This is a genomic window from Candidatus Regiella insecticola LSR1, from assembly GCF_000143625.1.
GTDB classification, from domain to species: Bacteria; Pseudomonadota; Gammaproteobacteria; order Enterobacterales; family Enterobacteriaceae; genus Regiella; species Regiella insecticola.
In genome coordinates, this window is record NZ_GL379592.1 from 258,261 (window position 1) to 281,202 (window position 22,942).

Sequence of the window (22,942 nt, forward strand, 5' to 3'; positions counted from 1 at the left end):
GTAGGAGCATCAAATGAATATCTACCTGGTCGGCGGTGCCGTTCGTGACAATTTATTAAAACTGCCCGTCACCGAACGCGATTGGGTAGTGGTTGGCGCCACAGCCAACCAATTACTTTCTCAAGGTTATCGACAAGTAGGCAAAAATTTCCCCGTTTTTTTGCATCCCAGGAGTCAAGAAGAGTATGCGCTTGCTCGTACAGAACGTAAAACAGGATCGGGGCATACGGGTTTTATTTGCCATGCAGCGCCGGACGTCACTCTGGAAGAGGATTTACGCCGGCGGGATTTGACGATTAATGCCATGGCGTGGCGTGATACTCATAATGGCGGCGAATTAATCGATCCCTATCATGGCAAAGAAGATATTGCAAACCGCGTATTGCGTCATGTTTCCGATGCCTTTAGTGAAGATCCCTTGCGCGTCTTAAGAGTGGCACGTTTTGCTGCCAGATTTGCTTCTTTGGGGTTCACCATCGCCCCTGAAACCGAGCTGTTAATGACCGCAATGACCGATAACGCGGAGCTCTCTACCCTCATGCCTGAACGTATTTGGCAAGAAACAGAAAAAGCGCTGCTAAGTCAAAGTCCGCAAATTTATTTTCAAGTGTTGCATCATTGTGGGGCATTAGCGGTATTGTTTCCCGAAATTGATGCCTTATTTAACGTACCTGCCGCGGTAAAATCACATCCCGCAATAGATATACCCTTCGCCTTTGAAGCAGCCGCTAGGCGGCCAGGGCGACCGATGAGCGTAGACATACTACCTGATGAGGCGAGCACCCGCAGCCAACAACGCGGCTGCTTCAAAGGCGAAGGGTATAATGCGGGGCTGCAAACCATGATGACGCTCCACATGGCAGCCCGCCTTAGCGCGCAACCGGCCGTGCGTTTTGCCGTGCTCTGTCGTGATGTGCATAAAGCTATTCAACAACCCGAATTACATTATCAAGACCCTAGTTTAGCGCATGATTTAGGGAATAATGTGACAGGAATACCCTTAATTGAGCAACTATGCCAACGCTTAAGAATACCTAATTCATACCGCAATTTGGCTAGATTGGTCGCTGAGTATCATGGTGTCATTCATCAAGCCAATACATTATCGCCACAATCACTACTAAAACTGTTTGATGCAATAGATGTATGGCGTAAACCAGAGCGTCTAGAGCAAATAATTTTAGCCAGTCAAGCGGATGCGCGAGATCTGACGGATCTTGAAGATCAACATTATCCACAGGGTGATTACTTACGCCGTGCTTTGCGTGTTGTGCAGGCAGTGTCGGCAAGAGAGCTGGTCGCTAGCGGATTACGCGGGCAAGCTATCAATAATGAACTCAGACAACGCCGCCAACAGATTTTGACACAGTTAATGCAGTGCTCTCCTCAGTGCCCTTGTTAGTACCGATTTTACCTAAGCCCCCAGAAATATAAAAAAATAACTTGTCAAGAAAACAGTTAACCGGCAAATTGAGCGAAATAAATGGATATACCCACAGCCTTTGGAATAGCCGCCTAGCGGCAGCTTAAAAGGCTATGGGTAACTCAATTAAATGGACTAATTGAATTATGGACAAAGAAACATTAATACGTGAAATACATAATGTACTCAGTATTGACGCCCCTTTTTTTTATAGAATCAAACGCTTACTGAATGAATACCAAGCATTAAGTATTGTTAGCGACACTCAGGAACTCTGCCTGTTGGCTCGTCTCCAAACCGAGCTGGAATTACTTTTAATCGGTGAGAACAGATTCGCTGACCCGCCTGCGAAGCCAAAGATTCAAATCGCTTTAAACTACGTATTGCAAAAAAACAAAGTCTATTAATGCCGATAGAGAAAAAAATCCATTTCGTTTGGATCGGTGTGCTTGGCTCTTTTCAAATTGCTTACATGAAAACCTGGGCTTATTACAACCCTGATTACGAAATTCAGTTATGGCACTATCCTCAGGCTTTGCTCTGCGGTATCCTGCGCCAAAAAATCAAGCTCTACGCAGGGACACTGCAGGGTATCGGTAATAACATCGACATTGAAAGCACCGCCTCGATCCATGTTAGAGCCATTATCGATTTACAGAACGAATTTTATAACGATTATTTTCTCCCCGGAATAAGTCAACAGCGCACTTTTGATGATTGTGCAACGCAATTTTTATTGGCTAAAGGATGGAGTACCTTAGATGAATTAGAGCAAATAAAATCGACCCATGCGTACTCTTTCAATCAGGCCATTAATGCGCTCAAAATCGCCCAAGGTCGCGCGACTCAAGCCCAGTCAAAGATGCCGATTCGTTTGATTGAGATCAATGCGGCTCTGTTTCAGACTCCGGCAAAAAAAGATTATTACCACTATTACCTCAAAGAACTTGGCTTGCGCCAAAACGCAGCTTCTGCTTCTGATAAAGCCCGTTACATGATCCTTTACAAAGAAGGCGGCATTTATCTTGATGTTGATCTTTTACCGCACCCAGATAACAGGCTTTGGCAAAAGATAAAAACAGATTTATTTGACAACATCAATAAAAGAAAAATTATCAATGATTATTATCCACAGAATGAGTTCTCTTACATGAGAGGCGTATTTTGGTTCTATATCGGTGGTGTACAAAGTGAACTTAGAAAATTAAATGTATTAAAGCCTTTTCGTCGTGCTGATGTCTCTATGGCTTATGCGGTATAAATTGATTTAAAATAAAGGGTCAGAAAACAAGGTATCGATATCACATAGTCGCTTTCTGCGAAGGGCTTTAGCTTGAGCCCATTTGTGCTCAATGGGATTCATGTCAGGAGAATACGTGGGGAGATATTCGAGAATAAAGCCAGCTTTCTGTATAGCAGTCTGGATGTCTTGGCGTTTATGGAAGCGCACATTATCCATCACAAGGACTGCCCCTGGAGGGGATTTTGGCAGTAAATCTTGGGTGACCCAGGCATAAAAAATATCGCTGTTGATATGGCAGTCGAAGGTACAAACCGTAGTTAATTTTCCGTTAAGCTGTGCACCAATGACATTAGTACGTGCTTTGGCATGGCAATCGTGTTGGCCGTAACAGCACTTCCCTTTCACTGAATAACCATAAAGACGCGGCATATCATGAGCAAAACCGCTTTCATCCACGTTAGCCCTGGAGCTTAGTCTGAAAATCTTTTCGAGCTTGGACGTCGGCTTTGGGGGGATAAAATGTTTTTTTTATAGCTAAAACCCGCCCGCTTTAAGGCATCACAGATACCCCTGGCACTCACACCCATCCGTGGCGCCCGCTCGTGCTGAGACGCGTCAGGGTAGGTTTCCACATCCAGAATCAACGCCGCTCTGTTTATTTTGGTAGCGGGTTTATTACGCGTCAAACAAGGCTCCAGGCGTTTCGCCCATCGCATCAAACTGGCACTTCCTACACCAAAACGGTCGGCGGTTTCAGCATAAGTGAGGGCTTCTTTCTTTTTGAAAGCCAATACATGTTGACGAAATTTTAAGGGATAAGTCATTTTGGTATTTATAGGTCAATAAATCATTTCGATATTGTACGTCAATTTATAACACCTAAGCCATATAGGTGACGATATCGGCACCATCTGCCACGGCGGTTTCTTTGTTCACCACCAGATCACCACTGCCGATTTGGGCGGTATTCGGTTCCACTTGCAGCAGCATCTCTGCCAGATCTGTACTGTTTCCTTTCCTGTCAGTCATCACCGCTGTCAGGCGATAGGTATCGGTAATTGTCAATGTAGTTGTCGCCTAGGATTTTACATCCTGGGCGACAACTACATTGACAATTACCGGTTACCGACATACGGCTGTCTGTGTCGAGAGCGCTGTCTGCCATGAGTTGTCTCATCTCATTCGTTTCTGCGGCCTGTGCCAACGGCATATAAAGAGGCAGTATCAGAGAGGAGAAAAACCAGTTAATAAGCAGCCAGAAAGATATTCTTTTTTTAACAAGGGGGGACAACCAATTCATGATGCTTTTCCCTTAAAGTCAATCGGATATTTAATCGTCAGGCGAAAAAAAGCCTTCCATCTAAGAAATACAAGTGATGTTTTTCAGATGGTTGAAATCACTTTCATTCGTTGCTGGTGTTCGATAAACGTTTGACTCTTCACTCGCTCGCATATCATGTTTAGTTTGTCGTTCAGGTTCAGCTCTATCAACTCTGACGGATCTTTCTCCAGCAGCCCCCGGTTTTTTTGGTAATAGTGATAAGAATCATTGATTTTGTTGAACTGAGCCTGGTACTTGGTATAGGCAGACGGGTTAAGCTTTTGGAGTAGGGTGAAATTGTTCATGCATTGGTTGCTGCTACTCGTTTCAGTAGTAGGGAGGGGTTGCACAGTTTTATTTGCTCTCGGGGCACAACCGGGAAGTGTGGTCAGGGTAACGAGAACCAAAACGGCAAGTGAAATAAAACGTTGCGGCGATGTCGGCATATATGTTCCTCAAAATTAGGTTAAGTGAAAAAGTACAAAACTATTTCACTGGAGCAAAAAATGAGTAATAGTGGCCGGCAACAACGCTGCCCGTTTTAGACGCCCTGAAAGGCGCATGTCAACACATACTGAAATGTATTTGTCCCCTTCACCTTTGAAGCTGCCGCATTGTTAGTTGCGAGGGGGTCGTCCGACGTTCATCGGTCTCACGCCCTGACCGCCTAGCGACAACTTGAAGGACGGTGGGTATACATTTTCATGTAAATCTACCTCTGAATGGGTAGTTTATTTTTAGTCCTGACCTGTGCCACTGAGTCCCAATCATTATTTTTTCGACAAATCAGCTATTTTATTGCTTATTGCTGTTATAGATGATTCGTTCTAAAACCGGATTTTTCGATGATTTATAAAACTCTATACCCAATGAATTTCGCGTTACGGCAAGGCGGCAAGGGCGACCGACCGATGAGCGTAGACCTACTACGTGATTCGGCGAGCACCCGCAGACAACAAAGCCGTAACTTGAAAGGTGAAGGGTATAAAAATAAAATCCTTAATTTTATAAGTTACCTTTCCGAAATTTCGACGACCGCGGGTTAATACAGTCCATTAAGATTTAACATGGGTTGAATTTTTTGTTTGAATTTGACTAACTGCCACTAAGAACACTGGATTGCATATTGATATTGTCATAATACCTTCTCCTAATTATCTAAGATGTATCTTTTATATTCAGCGATATTAACCTTGTTTATCCTTTGCAGACGGATAACCTCTGAAATATTCATCATGTCTATATAATAATTCTGCGTGATACTTGTGAAATTACTATAGATTGCGTTTATTATTGTTACAAATTTTTATTCCAATTATTTTTATGTAGTTTTGGATTTTTTTGCATTAACAATGTATTGAGCTTTTTTTCTACGGGTCAACAAACAGGAAAATATATAAGGAAAACATAAAAAAATGTGGGGAAAATCCTATGAAGAAAATACAAATCGCGACTTTAATTGTGAACATTTTGATTGCAAGATAATTGATGAGAAGCTCTTCTGAAGGCTTAGACAGGAACACAGACAGTACAAATATACCCACAGCCCTTGAAGTTGCCTTCGGCTGCCAGAGGATGAGACGGCTATACTCAGTACCAGTCTCTAGATTACCTTGAATGAGCAGGCAGTATTTATGGAGATGGCTGTGGAAAAGACACGAAACAACATGGCTGGCTTTTAGAGCATAAACCTTATATCTGTTGCCTATAGCCAAACCAGTTTAATTTGATTTAAGTGTTGTCGTCGCTTGCCGTACTATTTGTACTGTCTTCGCTCCTGTCGCCTTGAATCAAATTAAACTGATTCGGCTATAATAAAAAAGAATTTTATTAGACAAGCAACGAGAATGTTGATGTACAATGACAAAAATGACAGGTCAAAATGAAGAGGTGAGATATTGATAAATAATGACCAAAATGTTGTCTTTTGTTGCCTGTTATTTGCTCTAGAATAATACATCTACTTGTTTTAAATAATTTATTTTATTTTTGAACAGCTATTCGCCAAATAGCCGCAAGAGAGACAGATTGATGCATGTTTTGCTGGTAAAAACTTCCTCAATGGGGGATGTGTTACATACGTTGCCCGCCGTAACCGATGCAATGAAAGCAATACCCGATCTCCATATCGATTGGGTCATCGAAGAGCAATTTTCTCAAATTCCAAGCTGGCACCCAATCGTTGATCAAGTCATCCCTGTTGCTATCCGTCGGTGGCGAAAAAACTGGTTCGCTCGTCATATTCGTCAGGAACGTTACGCCTTTATAAACAGGATACAGCAGCGGCACTATGATCTGATAATCGATGCACAAGGGTTATTGAAAAGTGCAGCGTTAGTGACTCGTTTTGCTAAAGGGATCAAACATGGCCCGGATTATAAAAGTGCCCGCGAGTCATTTGCTAGCTGGTTTTATCACTGTCGCCATGCCATCGATAAGCAACAGCACGCTGTAGAGCGTACCCGCCAGCTCTTTGCTAAGAGTTTTAATTATGAACGGCCTCACAGCAAGGGAGATTATGGTATTGCCCAACATTTTCTCTATCGATCAGAGGCAACGGCGGCGCCCTATTTAGTATTTTTACATGCGACAACCCGTAGCAATAAATATTGGCCAGAAGCGCATTGGATCCAACTGATTCAATGGGTACAGGCAACAGGGCTGAAGATCAAACTACCTTGGGGAAATGAGCATGAACATCAGCGAGCGATACGTTTGGCAGGCGACTTCCCTCATGTCGAGGTGTTGCCAAAACTTCCATTGCAACAAATAGCCGAAATTTTATTCAATGCCACGGCGGTGGTTTCTGTTGATACTGGACTGAGTCATCTTACTGCGGCGTTAGATCGTCCTAACATCACGTTATTTGGCCCAACGGATCCGGCTTTAATCGGTGGTTATGGAAAAAATCAGATCGCGCTTATCTCCAAGCATAAAAAGATGCATACGCTTACCGCCTCTATTATCATAACGGAACTGGAAAAAATTATTTCATGAAAGTACTGATCATAGCGCTTATCTAAAATTGTTATTACTTTATTTTTGCAAAATCTACTCGACGGCGGCGCAGGGCTCGCTGTGTTTTTCTTGAGGGATATCATGGATAAAATTGTTAATGTCATTATTGTCGATGATGATCCCATCGTATTATTCGGCATTCGCAAGTCGCTTGAAGATCTTGAGCAAGTGAATATAGTTGCTGAATTTCAAGAATCAACAACATTAATCAATAATTTATCTAAACTTAGTGCCAATATTTTGATTACCGATCTCTCGGTGCCTGGTGGGAAATATGGTGATGGCATTAGACTTATTAAATACATCAAACGTCATTATCCACACCTAATGATCATCATCCTTACTCTCAATAATAATCCAGCGATCCTGAATAATGTTTTAGGGCTAGATATTGCTGGCATGGTATTAAAACAAGGCGCACCAACAGATTTAGCTCAGTTATTTGCTGCTTTACAAAAAGGACAAAGATATATTCCAAAAAACGTTATTAAACTGATAGACAGTATGAATGTAAATAATTACAGCAATAAACCGTTATCACCGAAAGAGAGTGAAGTTTTGCGTTTATTCGCTAATGGTTTTCTTGTGACGGAAATTGCTAAAAAGTTTAACCGTAGTATAAAAACAATTAGTAGTCAGAAAAAATCAGCAATGACAAAGTTGGGTGTCGATACTGATATCGACTTACTTAATTACCTTTGTTCTATACCCAATGAATTTCGCGTTACGGCAAGGCGGTAATCAATCGAATCCCAGGAGTGTGGTACATAACTGGGATGAGTGATCGCTGTCAACGCCGCGGTAACTTGAAAGGCGAAGGGTATATTCGAAATCTTCTTTGAGCTGTGCTCAGAGGAGGACAAAATGAGCGAAAAAGCGCAGTTCCTTTTTATACTTAATGAAGAGAGCAAATGAGCATTTTGAGCTCGTTTTTGACAAAGTATCAGCGCAGCTCAAAGAAGATTTCACATGGCTCGCAAACGTTGAATCACCTCTTGCAACAACCCAATGGCATAGTCAATTTCTTCTTCAGTGGTAAAACGCCCAAGAGAAAAACGCAGGGTACTGTCAGCCAATGTATTACTGATACCCAGTGCACTCAGGACATGTGAAGGCTCTACACTGGCCGAAGTACAGGCAGAGCCTGCGGAGACGGCTAAATCTTTTAATGCGATCATTAGCGTTTCACCGTTAACATGATCAAAACTGACATTCAAAATGTGAGGAGCCCGTTTTGTTAGCGCGCCATTACAATAAACACCTGCTATTTCTTTGATGCCATGCCATAAGCGGTCACGTAGCTTGGTGAGGCGCGCCGATTCGTCGGCCATTTCTTCCTGAGCAATACGGCAGGCTTCTCCCATACCGACAATTTGATGCACCGGCAGTGTTCCTGAGCGCATACCACGTTCGTGCACCCCGCCTTGTTGTTGCGCTTTAATCTGTACTTTTGGATGACGGCGCACAAACAAGGCACCGATCCCCATTGGCCCGTACATTTTATGCGCGGAAAAAGACATTAAATCCACTTTTAACTGCGTTAAATCAATCGGCAATTTTCCCACACTTTGTGTCGCATCAACGTGGAAAATGATTTCTCGATTACGGCATAGTTCACCTATCGCTGCAATGTCCTGTATCACACCAATCTCATTGTTCACGTGCATAATAGAGACCAAAATAGTATCAGCGCGTATCACCGCGTTAAGCTGCTGTAAATCTATCATGCCGTCACTTTGTGGGGCTAAATAGCTCACTTCAAAGCCAGTCTGTTCCAATTGATGACAGCTATCTAGCACTGCTTTATGTTCAGTCTGACAGGTAATAATGTGCTTACCCTTGGTCTGATAAAAATGTGCCGCCCCTTTAATCGCCAGATTATCGGATTCAGTGGCGCCGGAAGTAAAAACGATTTCTCGTGGATCGGCTCCCACCAATGCAGCAATCTGGTTACGTGCGATATCAACGGCTTCTTCTGCTTGCCAACCAAAAAGGTGTGATCGAGAAGCAGGGTTACCAAAGATCCCATCCAAGGTTAAACATTGCATCATTTTTTCAGCCACACGTGGATCGACAGGTGTAGTAGCCGCATAATCTAAATAAATCGGTAATTTCATTACTATTGACTCGATAAATAAATTTTACTTCTATACCCTTCGCTTTTGAAGCTGCCGCATTGTTGGCTGCCAGCTCTCGCTGTCCACGCTCATCGGCCTCACATCCTGGCAGCCGAAGGCAATTTCAAAGACAAAGGGTACAATCTGGGCGCTAGAATTAAATATCAATCTCAATATCGCCGCATGGATAACAACAGCAGGCTAATATTTCGTTATGTTGAATAAAGGCGAGGAGGGAGACTAAATAATCTACTTCGCCTTTGAGCAATGTGAGGCGACATGAGCCACAATAACCCGAGCGACATTGATACTCGACCGGTATCTGATGTTGTTCTAACACTTCAAGCAGGTTATTGCTATAAGCAGGATAATCTAGTTTAACGTCGCGTTTGCCTAAGCTAATGGTCGATTTAGTCATATAATAGATTAGAGTTCACAATCACGGAAATCATCGGCACTGACTTTAGCATCAATTTGCCCCACCAAATAAGAGCTTACTTCCACTTCTTGTGGTGCTACCTGTACATTATCAGAGGAAAGCCAAGCATTGATCCAGGGGATAGGATTAGAGCGTATTTTAAAAGGCAGAGCCAGCCCCACAGCCTGCATACGAATATTGGTAATATATTCGATATATTGGCAAAGAATATCTTTATTAAGGCCAATCATCGAGCCATCACGGAACAAATAGGTTGCCCATTCTTTCTCTTGCTCAGCGGCCTTTTTAAATAATTCAAAGCAATTGTTTTGGCATTCTTTAGCAATTTCTGCCATTTCGGGATCATCCGTCCCTTCACGCATCAAATTGATAATATGTTGGGTGCCAGTGAGATGAAGCGCTTCATCACGCGCAATCAATTTAATAATTTTGGCATTGCCTTCCATTAGTTTTCGTTCTGCAAAAGCAAAAGAGCAGGCAAAACTGACATAAAAACGTATCGCTTCTAAAGCATTGACACTCATCAAGCACAGATAAAGCTGTTTTTTCAGCGCACGTAAATTTACTGTTATTGTTTCACTATTAATATGATGCGTCCCCTCACCTAATAGATGGTAATAACTGGTCATTTTGATTAAATCATCATAATAGGCAGAGATATCTTCTGCGCGCTTTAGGATCTCCTCATTGGTAACGATGTCATCGAATATCAGCGAGGGATCGTTAACGATATTGCGGATGATATGGGTGTAAGATCGTGAGTGAATGGTTTCTGAAAATGACCAAGTTTCTATCCAAGTTTCTAATTCAGGAATTGAAACCAATGGTAATAAAGCCACATTAGGGCTACGCCCCTGAATCGAATCGAGCAAAGTTTGATATTTTAAATTGCTAATAAAAATGTGTTTTTCGTGAGGTGGTAGCTTTTGATAATCCGTTCTATCCTGACTGACATCAATTTCTTCTGGTCGCCAAAAAAAAGAAAGTTGTTGTTCAATTAGTTTCTCAAAAATGGCGTATTTTTGTTGATCGAAACGTGCCACGTTAACCGACTGACCAAAAAACATCGGCTCTTTTAATTGATCATTCTTATTTTGTGAAAATGTACTGTAGGCCATAATGTCCTCTGGCAATTAAATCTTACAGGCACCGCTTTCGCAGTCATCATGGGTTGTTATATCACCCTGTACGTCATCAGCACCATCGCGAGTGTTGTGATAATAAAGCGTTTTTATCCCCAGTTTATAAGCGGTTAACAGATCTTTTAATAATTGTTTCATCGGCACTTTATTGTCGGAAAAACGTGTGGGATCGTAATTGGTATTGGCCGAAATCGCCTGATCAACAAATTTTTGCATGATGCCAACCAATTGCAGATAACCGTCATTATTCGGTATATCCCATAACAGCTGATAATGCTCTTTTAGTCGTTCATATTCTGGCACCACCTGACGCAAAATACCGTCTTTCGACGCCTTGATACTGACGTAACCGCGCGGTGGCTCAATACCGTTAGTGGCATTAGAGATCTGTGATGATGTTTCTGAAGGCATCAGGGCGGAAAGCGTTGAATTACGTAGCCCCCATTGCTTAATATTCTGGCGCAAACCTTCCCAATCAAGATGCAAGGGTTCATTACAAATTTCATCTAGATATTTTTTATAAGTATCGATCGGTAACAGCCCTTGCGCATAAGTGGTTTGATCAAACCATGGGCAAGCCCCTTTTTCACGTGCTAAATCGTTCGATGCTTTTAACAGATAGTACTGAATCGCTTCAAAGGTGCGGTGTGTTAAAGAGTTAGCATTCTTCTTGAGATCGGCGTTGGAATAGCCGACCCCGTTTTTTGCTAAATAATAAGCTAAGTTGATCACGCCAATACCTAAAGTACGCCGTCCCAGCGAGCCATTACGGGCGGCAGCAATGGGATAATCTTGATAATCGAGTAGCGCATCGAGCGCGCGCACGGCTAGTGTGGCTAACTCTTCTAATTCCTCAAGACGATCAATCGCGCCCAAATTAAAAGCAGATAAGGTACAGAGTGCGATTTCACCGGTTTCATCATTGATATCATTTAACGGCTGGGTGGGCAGCGCGATTTCTAAACACAGGTTAGATTGACGGACGGGTGCCACCTTGGCATCAAATGGGCTATGGGTATTACAATGATCTACATTTTGAATATAAATCCGCCCGGTAGACGCGCGTTCTTGCATCATCAGCGAAAATAAATCAACCGCTTTTATCCGTTGCTGACGAATCGTTTGATCTTGCTCATATTTCATGTACAGTCGCTCGAATTCCGTCTGATCTGCAAAGAAAGCGTCGTAAAGCCCCGGCACATCCGATGGGCTAAATAGCGTGATATCTTCGCCTTTTAGCAGGCGTTGATACATTAATTTATTAATTTGCACGCCATAATCCATATGGCGTACGCGGTTATCCTCAACCCCTCGGTTATTTTTTAGTACCAACAAACTTTCTACTTCTAAATGCCATAGCGGATAAAATAAGGTGGCAGCTCCACCGCGAACACCCCCTTGAGAACAAGATTTCACCGCGGTTTGAAAATATTTATAAAATGGAATGCAACCGGTATGGAAAGCTTCACCGCCGCGAATAGGGCTACCCAGTGCCCGAAGACGACCGGCGTTAATACCAATCCCAGCCCGTTGAGAAACATATTTTACGATGGCGCTGGAGGCGGCGTTAATCGAATCCAGACTGTCACCGCATTCAATCAATACGCATGAGCTAAATTGACGTGTTGGTGTTCTTACGCCTGCCATAATGGGGGTTGGCAACGAGATCTTGAACGTTGATATCGCATTATAAAAACGTTTTACGTAATCGAGACGGCTTTCACGTGGGTAGCTAGAAAATAAACAAGCAGCGACAAGGATATACAGAAACTGGGCGCTTTCGTAGATTTCACCGGTCACTCGATTTTGTACCAAATATTTTCCTTCTAACTGTTTCACCGCGGCGTAGGAAAAATTGAGATCACGCCAATGATCGATAAAACTCTCCATCTCGGCGAACTCAGCGGCGCTGTAGTCTGCCAACAAATGTTGATCGTACTTTTTCATCGCCACCATTTTTGACACATGTTCAAACAGTGGCGGGGGCTCAAATTGGCCATAGGCCTTTTTACGCAAATGAAAAACCGCCAAACGGGCGGCCAAATATTGATAATCTGGTGCATCAGTGGAGATCAGATCGGCTGCTGCTTTAATGATGGTTTCATGAATATCAGCGGTCTTGATGCCATCATAAAATTGAATATGGGAACGTAGTTCTACTTGAGAGACAGAGACATTGTGTAAGCCTTCTGCTGCCCAATCAACTACTCGATGGATCTTATCAAGATTAATGCGTTCTTTACGGCCATCACGTTTGGTAACAAGTAAGCTTTGATTCATGTGTTTTGGTGCCTTTAAATATGCTGATACCCTTCGCCTTTCAAGTTACGGCTTTGTTGTCTGCGGGTGCTCGCCTCATGGTATGTCTACGCTCATCGGTCTCACCCCCTGGCCGCCTTGCCGAAACGCGAAATTCATTGGGTATACACCCTGTCATTTTGCCCAGATAATCCAGGCAGAGGCGAGTAGGATATAAACACAACATATAGTGGTTATGAGTTGATATGATAACAAGATAATGTGTATTGACCCTTTTTACAAGTGCGAAAACAGGGGCATGATGTGGATAAATTGCTGTAAGCGATGTGATTACAGGCGGTTACAAAAACAATTGGCTAAGGATTTTCTTAGCGCCGCTCAAGAATTTGAAAACAATAGCGGTAACTGTTGTTATTGTCGGCTTCATGGCATTCTTTAAATGACTCATCCCATTCATCATTTGCATAATTTGGAAAGTAGGTATCACCTTCAACTATGGCCGAAATATGCGTTAAATACAGCCGGTTAGCATACGGCAAAAACTGGGTGTAGAGATTTCCTCCGCCGATGATCATCACTTCTGGCACATTTACTGCTGTTGCTAACGCCTGATCAATGGAACTGACCCAGATCACACCTTGAGCCGCCTCCGGTTGATGGCTAAGAACGATATTTAACCGACCAGGCAGGGGGCGCCCTATCGATTCAAATGTTTTACGTCCCATGATGACAGGTTTACCCAGTGTGTTACGTTTAAACCAGGCTAAATCAGCCGGTAAATGCCACGGCATCAGGTTTTGCATGCCTATCACCCGGTTATGCGCCAGGGCAGCAATTAAGCTAATTATCACTTTATAGCCTGTGCTTGTTTTATTTTAGCATGCATTTCCTGTACTGAAATGACGCTGGTGGTGGGATCAGCATTTAATGCCATCGAAGTGGCAAAGCCTCCATTTAAGGTCGTGTCATAATGCACTTTATATTGTAAAGCACTACGGCGCAGTAATTTAGAATCTTCAATGGCCTGACGCCCGGCAGTGGTATTGACGATATAAGTATATTCGCCATTTTTAATTCTGTCTTGAATATGAGGGCGCCCCTCATACACTTTATTGACTAAACGTGGATTGATCCCCGCCTCGCCCAAGACCACGGCTGTGCCATGCGTTGCATCGAGTTCAAAACCCTGTTGCAACAATTGGGCTGCTAAATCGGCGACCCGTGCTTTATCCCCTTCTCGCACAGATAACAACACACGCCCCCGTTTTTCTATCCCTGATTGACTGGCCAACATGGCTTTAGAAAAAGCTTCGGCAAAAGTTTGACCTACACCCATGACTTCACCGGTTGATCGCATTTCTGGACCTAAAATAGGATCAACGCCAGGGAATTTGTTAAAGGGCAACACGACTTTTTTTACCGAATAATAAGGCGGGATCACTTCGGTTAATGCCTCTTGCTGTGTCAATGATTGACCTACCATCACTCTGGCGGCAATTTTTGCCAGCGGCACACCGGTGGCCTTAGAGACGAAGGGAACAGTACGAGCAGCACGCGGGTTAACTTCAATCAAATAAACATCTTGGTCTTTTACCGCAAATTGTACATTCATTAAACCACGGACATTAAGTTTAAAAGCCAATTTTTCTACTTGCTGACGTAGGGTATTTTGAATGTTTTCACTTAACGTATAAGCAGGCAGTGAGCAGGCGGAATCACCGGAGTGAACGCCGGCTTGCTCGATATGCTCCATAATGCCGCCAATCAGCACTTTCTCACCGTCACAAATGGCATCAACATCCACTTCAACGGCATCGTCGAGAAAGCGATCAAGTAATACCGGCGCATCGTTAGAGACATTCACGGCCGATTGGAAATAACAGCGCAAATCCACTTCATCGTAGACGATTTCCATTGCTCTCCCTCCCAATACATAGGAAGGACGCACCACCAGTGGGTAGCCTAATATGTTCGCTTTTGCAACCGCGTCTTCCAGTGCAGTAACGGTGGCATTAGCCGGTTGTTTTAAACCCAAATCATTAACCGCTTGCTGAAAAAGCCCACGATCTTCTGCGCTATCAATCGCATCAGGACGGGTGCCAATAATGGGCACACCCGCCGCTTCTAATTCACGCGCCAATTTCAGCGGTGTTTGACCACCGTATTGCACGATCACCCCCTCGGGCTGTTCGATACGTACAATTTCTAAGACGTCTTCTAAGGTGACGGATTCAAAATAAAGGCGATCAGAGGTGTCGTAATCGGTTGAAACGGTTTCTGGATTACAGTTAACCATAATGGTTTCGTAGCCATCTTCACGCAGCGCCAGTGCGGCATGAACGCAGCAATAATCGAATTCAATTCCTTGCCCAATGCGATTTGGCCCGCCTCCTAGCACCATAATTTTTCGACGATCATGATTGGGATAGGATTCGCATTCTGCTTCGTAGGTTGAGTACAGATAAGCGGTATCAGTGGCAAATTCTGCCGCACAGGTGTCTACCCGCTTATAAACCGGGTGTAAGTTAAAATCATGGCGTAATTGGCGTATTTCGCTCTCGGTTACAGAGGCCAATGCCGCCAAACGTGCATCGGCAAAGCCTTTACGTTTAAGTTGTCGCAAAAAATTGGCGTTGAGACTCTTGATACCCGATTCGGCAACTTTTTCTTCCAAACGCACTAATTCTTCAATTTGTACTAAAAACCAACGGTCAATATTGGTCAGATTAAAAATCCCGTCCACCGACATGCCAGCTCGAAAAGCATCAGCGATATACCAAATACGTTCCGCGCCGGCCTCTTTCAACTCGCGCCGAATTTTGCTTAACGCTTGTGGATCATCCAAATTAACTTTCGGATCCAAGCCAGTTGCGCCCACTTCTAAGCCGCGCAACGCTTTTTGTAATGATTCTTGCTGTGTACGGCCAATAGCCATCACTTCACCGACTGATTTCATCTGAGTGGTTAAGCGATCATTCGCCCCGGCGAACTTTTCAAAATTAAAGCGCGGAATTTTAGTCACCACGTAATCAATAGCAGGTTCAAAAGAAGCAGGGATACTTATCGAGGTCTGCCCTCCGGTAATATCATTACTTAATTCATCGAGCGTATAACCCACTGCCAACTTGGCAGCCACTTTAGCAATCGGGAAACCGGTGGCTTTGGATGCTAATGCGGAAGAACGCGATACCCGTGGGTTCATCTCGATCACAATCAAGCGGCCATTTTTAGGATTCACCGCAAATTGGACATTAGATCCCCCGGTTTCGACGCCAATTTCACGTAATACCGCCATCGAAGCATTACGCATAATTTGATATTCTTTATCGGTCAAGGTTTGTGCGGGTGCCACCGTAATAGAATCCCCGGTGTGGATCCCCATCGCATCAAAATTTTCAATCGAACAGACAATAATACAGTTGTCGTTTTTATCGCGAACGACTTCCATTTCATATTCTTTCCATCCGATCAGTGATTCATCAATCAACAATTCTTTGGTGGGTGATAAATCCAATCCACGCTGGCAAATTTCTTGAAACTCTTCATGGTTATAAGCAATCCCGCCCCCTGTGCCACCCATAGTAAAAGAGGGGCGAATGATACAAGGGAAACCGACTTCGGCCACCACCGCTAACGCTTCTTCCATATTATGCGCAATACCCGAACGGGCGGTTGCTAAGCCGATTTTTTTCATGGCGATATCAAACAAACGGCGATCTTCTGCTTTATCAATCGCCGCTGCCGTTGCCCCTATCATGGCAACACCAAATTCCGCTAACACGCCTTTACGTTCTAGTTCTAAAGCGCAGTTCAAAGCGGTTTGCCCCCCCATGGTTGGCAATACCGCGTCTGGGCGTTCTTTTTCAATAATTTTGCGCACCACTTCCCAATGAATCGGCTCAATATAGGTGGCATCCGCCATGTCGGGATCTGTCATAATCGTTGCGGGATTGGAATTAACCAGGATCACCCGATAACCTTCTTCACGCAGCGCTTTACAAGCCTGGACGCCTGAATAATCAAATTCACAAGCTTGACCGATAACGATAGGACCGGCACCTAAAATCAGGATACTTTTTATATCTGTACGTTTTGGCATGATGTTCGCTTTTTCACTTTCGATTATTAACAGTTAGGCTGTGGGTATATGACTTTTTGGTTGTATCCGATACGCTTTGATCAACGCAATAAAATGATTAAACAGTGGAGCGACATCATGGGGGCCAGGACTCGCTTCGGGGTGGCCTTGAAAACTAAACGCCGCTCTGTCCGTACGGTGGATCCCTTGTAATGAGCCATCGAATAAAGAACGATGGGTCGCACGCAGATTGGGCGGTAAACTCGCTTCGTCCACGGAAAAACCATGATTTTGTGCGCTAATCATCACTGATTGGGTATCGAGATCTTTTACCGGATGGTTAGCACCATGGTGGCCGAATTTCATTTTTACTGTTTTAGCGCCGCTGGCTAATGCCAGTAGTTGATGGCCTAAGCAGATACCAAAGAGGGGGATTTTTGTTTCGAGCAGACGTTGAATCGCCCTGATCGCGTAATCACAGGGCGCGGGATCACCCGGGCCATTGGATAAGAAAACACCGTCTGGGTTTAATTTTAAGACGTCTTCCGCCGGTGTTTGTGCTGGTACTACCGTTAATCGACAACCCTGCTCGACCAGCAAACGTAGAATATTATGCTTCACACCGTAATCGTAAACCACGACGTGGAACGGTAAATCAGCGGTGTTGCAAGCGTGCGGGCGTTCATTGTCTAACGTCCATTTGCCTTGTAACCAAGGATAGGCTGCTTTGGTACTGACTTCTTTTGCTAAATCCATCCCGACTAAACCGGGAAATTGTTGTGCTTTTTCTAATGCCGAGGCGAGTAAGGCCGGCGAGGGTTGACCCGTGATAATACAACCGTTTTGGGCTCCTTTATCACGTAATAGTCGTGTCAGTTGACGTGTATCAATATCGGCAATGGCAACAACATGATGACGTTTAAGATACTGCGATAAGCTTTCTTCACTACGATAGCTACTGGTCATTAATGGCAAATCGCGGATAATCAGCCCTTGCACCTGTACTGCGCCCGATTCTTCATCGATGCTGTTGGTGCCGGTATTGCCGATGTGGGGATAAGTAAGGGTGACGATTTGGCGGGAGTAAGAAGGATCAGTAAGGATTTCTTGATAACCGGTCATTGAGGTATTGAAGACCACTTCCCCCACTGCCGCTCCCTCTGCGCCAATGGCGCGACCGTGGAATTGGGTTCCGTCTTCGAGAACCAATAACGCTGACTTAATCAAAACATCCTCCGAAGAATAGAAAACTGCCTGCAAGGTGACTGCTCCCCGCCCGCATTGAGTGAGGGTTTACCGCGAATTTTGCTAATTTTTGACAAATTGTGCGCATTTTAATGGCGAGTAGTCTATTTGTCCACTTATAGCCTCGCCTTTCATCAAAATGATATTTCTTAGCGCCTAGTGAGGTTGGGTTGAGAATGGGTTGCTTATTATAACTTAACTTAAATAGTGATCTTTCTTTAACCGTAATTAGGAAAAATATCAATATGAACACTACTATGCCCACTGCTACTTCAGCTCTTCCAGTGTCTTCTGCATCGGCTTCACAAAATAAGGACACGTCTACGGATTTATCTCTGAGAGACAAAATAACCCAAAAAATGTCGGGCTATTTGGTAGAACTTGGTCTGATGTCAGAAGAAGATAGATCGAAAGATCATGTTCTTGCTAATCTTCTTATAGATCCTAATCTTATAAACAAGATGAAGGAAATGAAAAAAGAGGCATCAGAGCAGGGGTTAGAGGAAAAGAAAGAAGATATTGTTACTCATTTTAATTGGTTAGGTGAGCTACTCCCGTGGTCTAGGCATGACAAAATAATCAATCAGATTAAAAATCAACTTGATAATAATAATGTCTCTAATCTGAATGCCTCCGCGTTGGGTTTAACATCTCTGCCTGATCATCCAAGTGTACTGCTATCGCTAAACGAACTTGACCTCAGTGATAACCAGTTCCGTACAATCCCGCCAGTTATTGCCGTACTAACGAATCTTACATCTCTCGATCTCAGTAACAATGATCTAGGTACACTGTATATTCTTCCCACGGTACGACCGTCTAAAGAAGCAGAAAAAAAGATCAATACAGGCGAAGAACGCGATATAGCAAGTAACTGGGATTTAGAGCAGCTACCCAGTAACACTCCAGGGATGATACAGCATACACTTTCTTCACTCGAGAAGTTAAAAGAGCTAAATCTCAGTAATAATCGTGAACTAGGAACCTTGGATCCTAAAGAAATTCCCCGTTCCTTAACAAAGCTCGATGTCAATAACACCAATCTAAGATATTTGCCAATATTATCTGAATTTAAAAATTTAATGACACTTAATGTAAGCGGCTGCGAGATTGAGGAAATAGAATTAACCTTCATGCCTGAACATGTGACGATCATTTACAATGGCAACACGAAATTTCTTGTCGACGGTAAAGAATTTAGCGGGGAAAAATGGAACGGTATTACCATTCAACGGATAGAAAATAGTAAAAAGCATATCGGCCAACATGTCTAAAACAATTATTGAAGAAGCGTAACTGCGGTTTCGAAAGAGGTCTAATTGAGCGTCGCTGTCGCTTAAGAAGATGTCGAATAGGCTCTTAACCGATAGATAACCCGATCACATTTTGAACTTTCCGGACAGCTTTTGCAGCTGCCGGTGAGACAGGGGGTATTTTTTTTAATGCGCTCGATTTTACCCATCATCATTAATTGTTCCAGCATAGCCTCCACCAACCGTAGAGGTATCGTCAACTGTAAGCTGAGTTGACGTGCTTCTGCTATGCCATTAAGCGCTATGGCATCACGTACCTGTAGTAGACTGGCCATAAACTTTATCCCCTAATTTCAGCGTGATCCGACATTAGACCTCCTTCCAAACCTACTGCGTGACGCTCATTCTGCGTTGCTCGGTGCTCGCAATCCTCATGTACTTAGGTACACTCCGGTTGCTGTGCGCCGGGCGCCTTGACTTAGCATAACGAACTACGGTTTGGAAAGAGGTTCATTGATCGACGGCGCAAACCCCAAAAAATTAATGCATTAATAATCATAACCACACCGATAATAATAAGACTTTGTTGCGGATGATGGCTAAAGGTGGCAATTTGATAAAACAGGGTTGCCAGTGAATACGCAAGATTTAATCCCCATAAAATAGAAAATATCATCCAACCACGGCTGGTTTCTCGAGCAATAGCGCCCATAACAGAAACACAGGGGACGTAAAGTAAAACAAAAATAAGATAGCTATAAGCAGAAATACTAGAGCCAAATTTACTGCTCATGATCCCCATCGCCCCGGCGGCCATTTCACCCTCTCCTTTACTCGCTTCTAGTGGGTGCAATAATACATTTAAACTGAAGGTATCTTTCAACCCCTGTGCCGTTTCATCTAATCCCTCTTGCAATTGTGCTAATAGGTTAAAATTTTCGGCATCAAAGGATTCATTGTTAATTTTTTCGGCCGTATACAGTGTATTCAGTGTACCGACCACCACTTCTTTAGCGATCGCTCCACTGATTAAACCTACTGTCGCTTGCCAATTATCAGGATGAACGCCGATGGGTATTAAAAGCGGGGTTAGGGTTTTACTGACTGACGCCAGTGCTGAGTCATTAATGTTGTCAACGGGTTGACCGTTAAAAGAGAAGCTGTTCAATCCGCCAATTACAATACAAGCCGCAATAATCACTTTACCGGCTCTCACCACAAAGCCTTTTAATCGCTGCCAGGTTTGCAATAATAAACTTTTTATATGGGGCACATGATAAACAGGTAACTCCATAACAAAGGGCGTGACCTCTCCGCGCATAATGGTATATTTCAGCGCTAATCCCGTAGCAATGGCGACGACAATACCTAACAGGTAAAGGGAGAAAACAATACTGGCGCCGCCTTGGTTAAAAAATGCCGTAGTAAATACTGCAAAAATGGCTAATCGTGCGCCACATGACATAAAGGGTGCCATCATAATGGTAATAAAACGCTCTCGCGCCGCATCCAGAGTACGAGCGCCCATAATAGCCGGCACATTACAACCAAAACCAACGATTAAAGGAACAAAAGATTTACCTGGTAACCCGAGTGCTTGCATCAGTCGATCCATCACAAATGCGGCTCGAGCCATGTAACCTGAATCTTCAAGAAAAGAAAGGAATAAATACATCATACCAATCTGTGGCACTAGAGGTAGCATGGTATTAATGCCTCCGCCCACCCCCTGCGCGAGAAAAACAGTCAACCAGGAAGGAAAATGAAGTGTATAACCTAGCCATTGCAATCCCTGGATAAAAATCGCTGACGACCCTATATCAAATATGGGTTGGAACGCCCCGCCAATATTAATGGCTAAAACAAACATTAAATACATAATAAATAAGAAAATAGGGACACTTAACCAGCGATTCAGGATAATGCTATCTAGTTTTTGTGTCAGGCGATGCGGCTCAGCTTGCTGTGAATTACCCACCTCGCGACAGATTTTTGCAATACTTTGATAGCGAGCATCGGCAATCAGTAATCCTAGATCTTCATATTGCGTCAACCGTTGATGCACATTCAGCAACAGGCTAGCAGGAATATCGGCATGCGCTAAAGCATGGACATCCCCTTCGAGTATTTGCAACGCCAGCCCTGTGCGCTGTTGCATAGAGATTGATACTGGCATGGCTTGTGCCAATTTATCCAGTTCTTCTAACAATGCTGGTGGATAATCAACCGGCATTTTACTTTTAGTTTTTTTTGTTTTATCGACTAAACATTCATCAATCTTGTTTTTTAATTCTTTGATACCGCTCGCTCGGCAGGAAACCAATGGAATGACGGGGCAACCTAATTGTTTAGATAATTGATTAATATCAATTTTAATATGTTGACACTGAGCGATATCCAGCATATTGAGTGCAACAATACAAGGGATACCTAATTCGACTAATTGCAGCGTCAGATAAAGATTACGTTCCAGATTAACGGCATCGATCACGTTCACCACGAGATCAGCCTGAGCACTTAATATATAACGGCAAGCGATTTGTTCATCCACTGAAGTCTGTTCGGAAAGCGTGGTAAGAGAGTAGGTGCCGGGCAAATCGACCAAGGTTATTTTTTTATGTTGTGTGGTGGAAAAATGCCCTTCTTTTTTCTCAACAGTTACCCCTGCCCAGTTTCCTACGCGCTGACGGGAACCGGTGAGTTGGTTGAATAATGTACTTTTTCCTGTATTGGGATTCCCCATTAAACCGATGGTTATCATTGTATTTATTCTTTATAATTCAATTGATTAATATAAAATTTGCTATCGTTAGATATTAAATTACAATTATATTATTGTTCGATCTATCATTGACATAACCTGTGACTGATCGGCTGTTTTCGCTCTATCGCCGCCGTAACCTCAAAGGCGAAGGGCATATACTAGCATTGTTTTTATTAACCGTTATACCCGATAAAATACCATCAGGTGATAAATTGATTCTTTTCCTCAATTTCGGTAGAAATGACATAAAATTAAAAGACCAAATGAAGATAGTGGACTAGGATTTTAAGTGGACGGACAATAATTAAGCAAACTTTTCGAGGTCAAAATGGAAAAGCAAGAACAGTCTAATATCATGGTCGGCAAAATGTATGCTCAATGTGAGAAATTAAAAAAAGATCTCGAAAAATTCAAAAAATTAGAACAAGAAATCCATTTTTTAAATCAAGCGGGGGAAGGTGATCTAAAAGCAAAAAAAAGAATAGAAGAATTAAAAATGGTCTATCCAGGTCGCTTAAAAAAAGAAAAAGCCCAGATAGAATCCTGTGTTAATGATCTTAAAGTTCAATTTAAACAGCTCAAGACTTATATAAATAATCTTCATATTTCAACACAGTAAGAAAATTTACAAATAATTATT

Annotated in this window: 21 protein-coding genes; 8 read left to right on the plus strand and 13 right to left on the minus strand. The window is 43.2% G+C overall.

Annotation, left to right across the window (positions count from 1 at the left end):
• Positions 1–13: 13 nt before the first annotated feature.
• The 3 genes from REG_RS14485 to REG_RS06975 all read left to right on the plus strand — a co-directional run bounded on the left by REG_RS14485 (position 14) and on the right by REG_RS06975 (position 2,684).
• Positions 14–1,402: a multifunctional CCA addition/repair protein gene (locus REG_RS14485; protein ID WP_006704998.1), complete on the plus strand. Its 1,389-nt coding sequence runs from the start codon at positions 14–16 to the stop codon at positions 1,400–1,402.
• 167 nt (positions 1,403–1,569) lie between these two features.
• The gene (locus REG_RS06970) at positions 1,570–1,830 is read left to right on the plus strand and encodes a hypothetical protein (protein WP_039907684.1); all 261 of its coding nucleotides are present in this window, start codon (positions 1,570–1,572) and stop codon (positions 1,828–1,830) included.
• On the plus strand, positions 1,830–2,684 hold the full coding sequence (locus REG_RS06975) for a TcdA/TcdB catalytic glycosyltransferase domain-containing protein (protein ID WP_006704999.1): 855 nt from the start codon (positions 1,830–1,832) through the stop codon (positions 2,682–2,684). The genes REG_RS06970 and REG_RS06975 overlap by 1 nt, the downstream gene beginning before the upstream one ends.
• A gap of 6 nt (positions 2,685–2,690) precedes the next feature.
• On the opposite strand, the gene REG_RS06980 is transcribed toward REG_RS06975, so the two are convergent.
• The 4 genes from REG_RS06980 to REG_RS14290 form a co-directional block, all read right to left on the minus strand.
• Positions 2,691–3,122, minus strand: a complete 432-nt coding sequence (locus REG_RS06980) for a transposase (protein ID WP_006705000.1) — start codon at positions 3,120–3,122, stop codon at positions 2,691–2,693.
• A gap of 14 nt (positions 3,123–3,136) precedes the next feature.
• The gene (locus REG_RS06985; protein ID WP_006704355.1) at positions 3,137–3,490 is read right to left on the minus strand and encodes an IS630 transposase-related protein; all 354 of its coding nucleotides are present in this window, start codon (positions 3,488–3,490) and stop codon (positions 3,137–3,139) included.
• A gap of 55 nt (positions 3,491–3,545) precedes the next feature.
• Positions 3,546–3,731 (minus strand): hypothetical protein, encoded by a 186-nt coding sequence (locus tag REG_RS06990; protein WP_039907687.1) that lies wholly within the window; start codon positions 3,729–3,731, stop codon positions 3,546–3,548.
• 318 nt (positions 3,732–4,049) lie between these two features.
• Complete coding sequence (locus tag REG_RS14290) at positions 4,050–4,433, minus strand: hypothetical protein (RefSeq protein WP_050749352.1); 384 nt, start codon at positions 4,431–4,433, stop codon at positions 4,050–4,052.
• Positions 4,434–4,832: 399 nt separating this feature from the next.
• Here REG_RS14290 and REG_RS11335 point away from each other — a divergent pair, with 399 nt between their 5' ends.
• The 3 genes from REG_RS11335 to rcsB all read left to right on the plus strand — a co-directional run bounded on the left by REG_RS11335 (position 4,833) and on the right by rcsB (position 7,746).
• On the plus strand, positions 4,833–5,033 hold the full coding sequence (locus REG_RS11335; protein ID WP_006705002.1) for a hypothetical protein: 201 nt from the start codon (positions 4,833–4,835) through the stop codon (positions 5,031–5,033).
• A 985-nt stretch (positions 5,034–6,018) separates the two neighbouring features.
• The gene (rfaC, locus tag REG_RS07000; RefSeq protein ID WP_039907688.1) at positions 6,019–6,984 is read left to right on the plus strand and encodes a lipopolysaccharide heptosyltransferase RfaC; all 966 of its coding nucleotides are present in this window, start codon (positions 6,019–6,021) and stop codon (positions 6,982–6,984) included.
• Between the two features lie 102 nt (positions 6,985–7,086).
• Positions 7,087–7,746: a response regulator transcription factor RcsB gene (gene rcsB, locus REG_RS07005; protein ID WP_039907691.1), complete on the plus strand. Its 660-nt coding sequence runs from the start codon at positions 7,087–7,089 to the stop codon at positions 7,744–7,746.
• Positions 7,747–7,970: 224 nt separating this feature from the next.
• Here the strand turns inward: rcsB and REG_RS07010 are convergent, their stop codons facing one another.
• The 7 genes from REG_RS07010 to carA form a co-directional block, all read right to left on the minus strand.
• Complete coding sequence (locus REG_RS07010; protein WP_006705005.1) at positions 7,971–9,122, minus strand: IscS subfamily cysteine desulfurase; 1,152 nt, start codon at positions 9,120–9,122, stop codon at positions 7,971–7,973.
• A gap of 157 nt (positions 9,123–9,279) precedes the next feature.
• Positions 9,280–9,540 (minus strand): class I ribonucleotide reductase maintenance protein YfaE, encoded by a 261-nt coding sequence (gene yfaE, locus REG_RS07015; protein ID WP_006705006.1) that lies wholly within the window; start codon positions 9,538–9,540, stop codon positions 9,280–9,282.
• 8 nt (positions 9,541–9,548) lie between these two features.
• Positions 9,549–10,679 (minus strand): class Ia ribonucleoside-diphosphate reductase subunit beta, encoded by a 1,131-nt coding sequence (nrdB, locus tag REG_RS07020; protein WP_039907693.1) that lies wholly within the window; start codon positions 10,677–10,679, stop codon positions 9,549–9,551.
• Positions 10,680–10,694: 15 nt separating this feature from the next.
• Positions 10,695–12,983, minus strand: a complete 2,289-nt coding sequence (gene nrdA, locus REG_RS07025) for a class 1a ribonucleoside-diphosphate reductase subunit alpha (protein ID WP_006705008.1) — start codon at positions 12,981–12,983, stop codon at positions 10,695–10,697.
• Between the two features lie 347 nt (positions 12,984–13,330).
• A complete protein-coding gene (gene folA / locus REG_RS07030; protein ID WP_006705009.1) occupies positions 13,331–13,813 on the minus strand; it encodes a type 3 dihydrofolate reductase in 483 nt (160 codons plus the stop codon).
• Positions 13,810–17,061, minus strand: coding sequence for a carbamoyl-phosphate synthase large subunit (gene carB, locus REG_RS07035; protein ID WP_006705010.1), 3,252 nt, complete (start codon positions 17,059–17,061; stop codon positions 13,810–13,812). The genes folA and carB overlap by 4 nt, the downstream gene beginning before the upstream one ends.
• A 33-nt stretch (positions 17,062–17,094) precedes the next feature.
• Positions 17,095–18,267: a glutamine-hydrolyzing carbamoyl-phosphate synthase small subunit gene (carA, locus tag REG_RS07040; protein ID WP_039907695.1), complete on the minus strand. Its 1,173-nt coding sequence runs from the start codon at positions 18,265–18,267 to the stop codon at positions 17,095–17,097.
• Positions 18,268–18,530: 263 nt separating this feature from the next.
• On the opposite strand from carA, the gene REG_RS07050 reads away from it, so the two are divergent.
• Complete coding sequence (locus REG_RS07050; protein ID WP_006705012.1) at positions 18,531–19,559, plus strand: leucine-rich repeat domain-containing protein; 1,029 nt, start codon at positions 18,531–18,533, stop codon at positions 19,557–19,559.
• A gap of 62 nt (positions 19,560–19,621) precedes the next feature.
• On the opposite strand, the gene REG_RS07055 is transcribed toward REG_RS07050, so the two are convergent.
• Both REG_RS07055 and feoB read right to left on the minus strand, forming a co-directional pair.
• Complete coding sequence (locus tag REG_RS07055) at positions 19,622–19,873, minus strand: FeoC-like transcriptional regulator (protein WP_006705013.1); 252 nt, start codon at positions 19,871–19,873, stop codon at positions 19,622–19,624.
• Positions 19,874–20,016: 143 nt separating this feature from the next.
• On the minus strand, positions 20,017–22,299 hold the full coding sequence (gene feoB, locus REG_RS07060) for a Fe(2+) transporter permease subunit FeoB (RefSeq protein ID WP_039907698.1): 2,283 nt from the start codon (positions 22,297–22,299) through the stop codon (positions 20,017–20,019).
• A 331-nt stretch (positions 22,300–22,630) separates the two neighbouring features.
• Here feoB and REG_RS07065 point away from each other — a divergent pair, with 331 nt between their 5' ends.
• Complete coding sequence (locus tag REG_RS07065; RefSeq protein ID WP_006705016.1) at positions 22,631–22,921, plus strand: hypothetical protein; 291 nt, start codon at positions 22,631–22,633, stop codon at positions 22,919–22,921.
• Positions 22,922–22,942: the final 21 nt, after the last annotated feature.

Coding starts and splice junctions, on each gene's coding strand:
- yfaE (WP_006705006.1), bottom strand. CDS start 9,540: ATGACTAAATCGACCATTAGCTTAGGCAAACGCGACGTTAAACTAGAT.
- feoB (WP_039907698.1), bottom strand. CDS start 22,299: ATGATAACCATCGGTTTAATGGGGAATCCCAATACAGGAAAAAGTACA.
- REG_RS07050 (WP_006705012.1), top strand. CDS start 18,531: ATGAACACTACTATGCCCACTGCTACTTCAGCTCTTCCAGTGTCTTCT.
- rcsB (WP_039907691.1), top strand. CDS start 7,087: ATGGATAAAATTGTTAATGTCATTATTGTCGATGATGATCCCATCGTA.
- REG_RS06975 (WP_006704999.1), top strand. CDS start 1,830: ATGCCGATAGAGAAAAAAATCCATTTCGTTTGGATCGGTGTGCTTGGC.
- REG_RS06985 (WP_006704355.1), bottom strand. CDS start 3,490: ATGACTTATCCCTTAAAATTTCGTCAACATGTATTGGCTTTCAAAAAG.
- REG_RS07010 (WP_006705005.1), bottom strand. CDS start 9,122: ATGAAATTACCGATTTATTTAGATTATGCGGCTACTACACCTGTCGAT.
- REG_RS07065 (WP_006705016.1), top strand. CDS start 22,631: ATGGAAAAGCAAGAACAGTCTAATATCATGGTCGGCAAAATGTATGCT.
- nrdA (WP_006705008.1), bottom strand. CDS start 12,983: ATGAATCAAAGCTTACTTGTTACCAAACGTGATGGCCGTAAAGAACGC.
- rfaC (WP_039907688.1), top strand. CDS start 6,019: ATGCATGTTTTGCTGGTAAAAACTTCCTCAATGGGGGATGTGTTACAT.
- REG_RS14290 (WP_050749352.1), bottom strand. CDS start 4,433: ATGCCGACATCGCCGCAACGTTTTATTTCACTTGCCGTTTTGGTTCTC.
- carB (WP_006705010.1), bottom strand. CDS start 17,061: ATGCCAAAACGTACAGATATAAAAAGTATCCTGATTTTAGGTGCCGGT.
- nrdB (WP_039907693.1), bottom strand. CDS start 10,679: ATGGCCTACAGTACATTTTCACAAAATAAGAATGATCAATTAAAAGAG.
- REG_RS11335 (WP_006705002.1), top strand. CDS start 4,833: ATGATTTATAAAACTCTATACCCAATGAATTTCGCGTTACGGCAAGGC.
- REG_RS07055 (WP_006705013.1), bottom strand. CDS start 19,873: ATGGCCAGTCTACTACAGGTACGTGATGCCATAGCGCTTAATGGCATA.
- REG_RS06970 (WP_039907684.1), top strand. CDS start 1,570: ATGGACAAAGAAACATTAATACGTGAAATACATAATGTACTCAGTATT.
- REG_RS14485 (WP_006704998.1), top strand. CDS start 14: ATGAATATCTACCTGGTCGGCGGTGCCGTTCGTGACAATTTATTAAAA.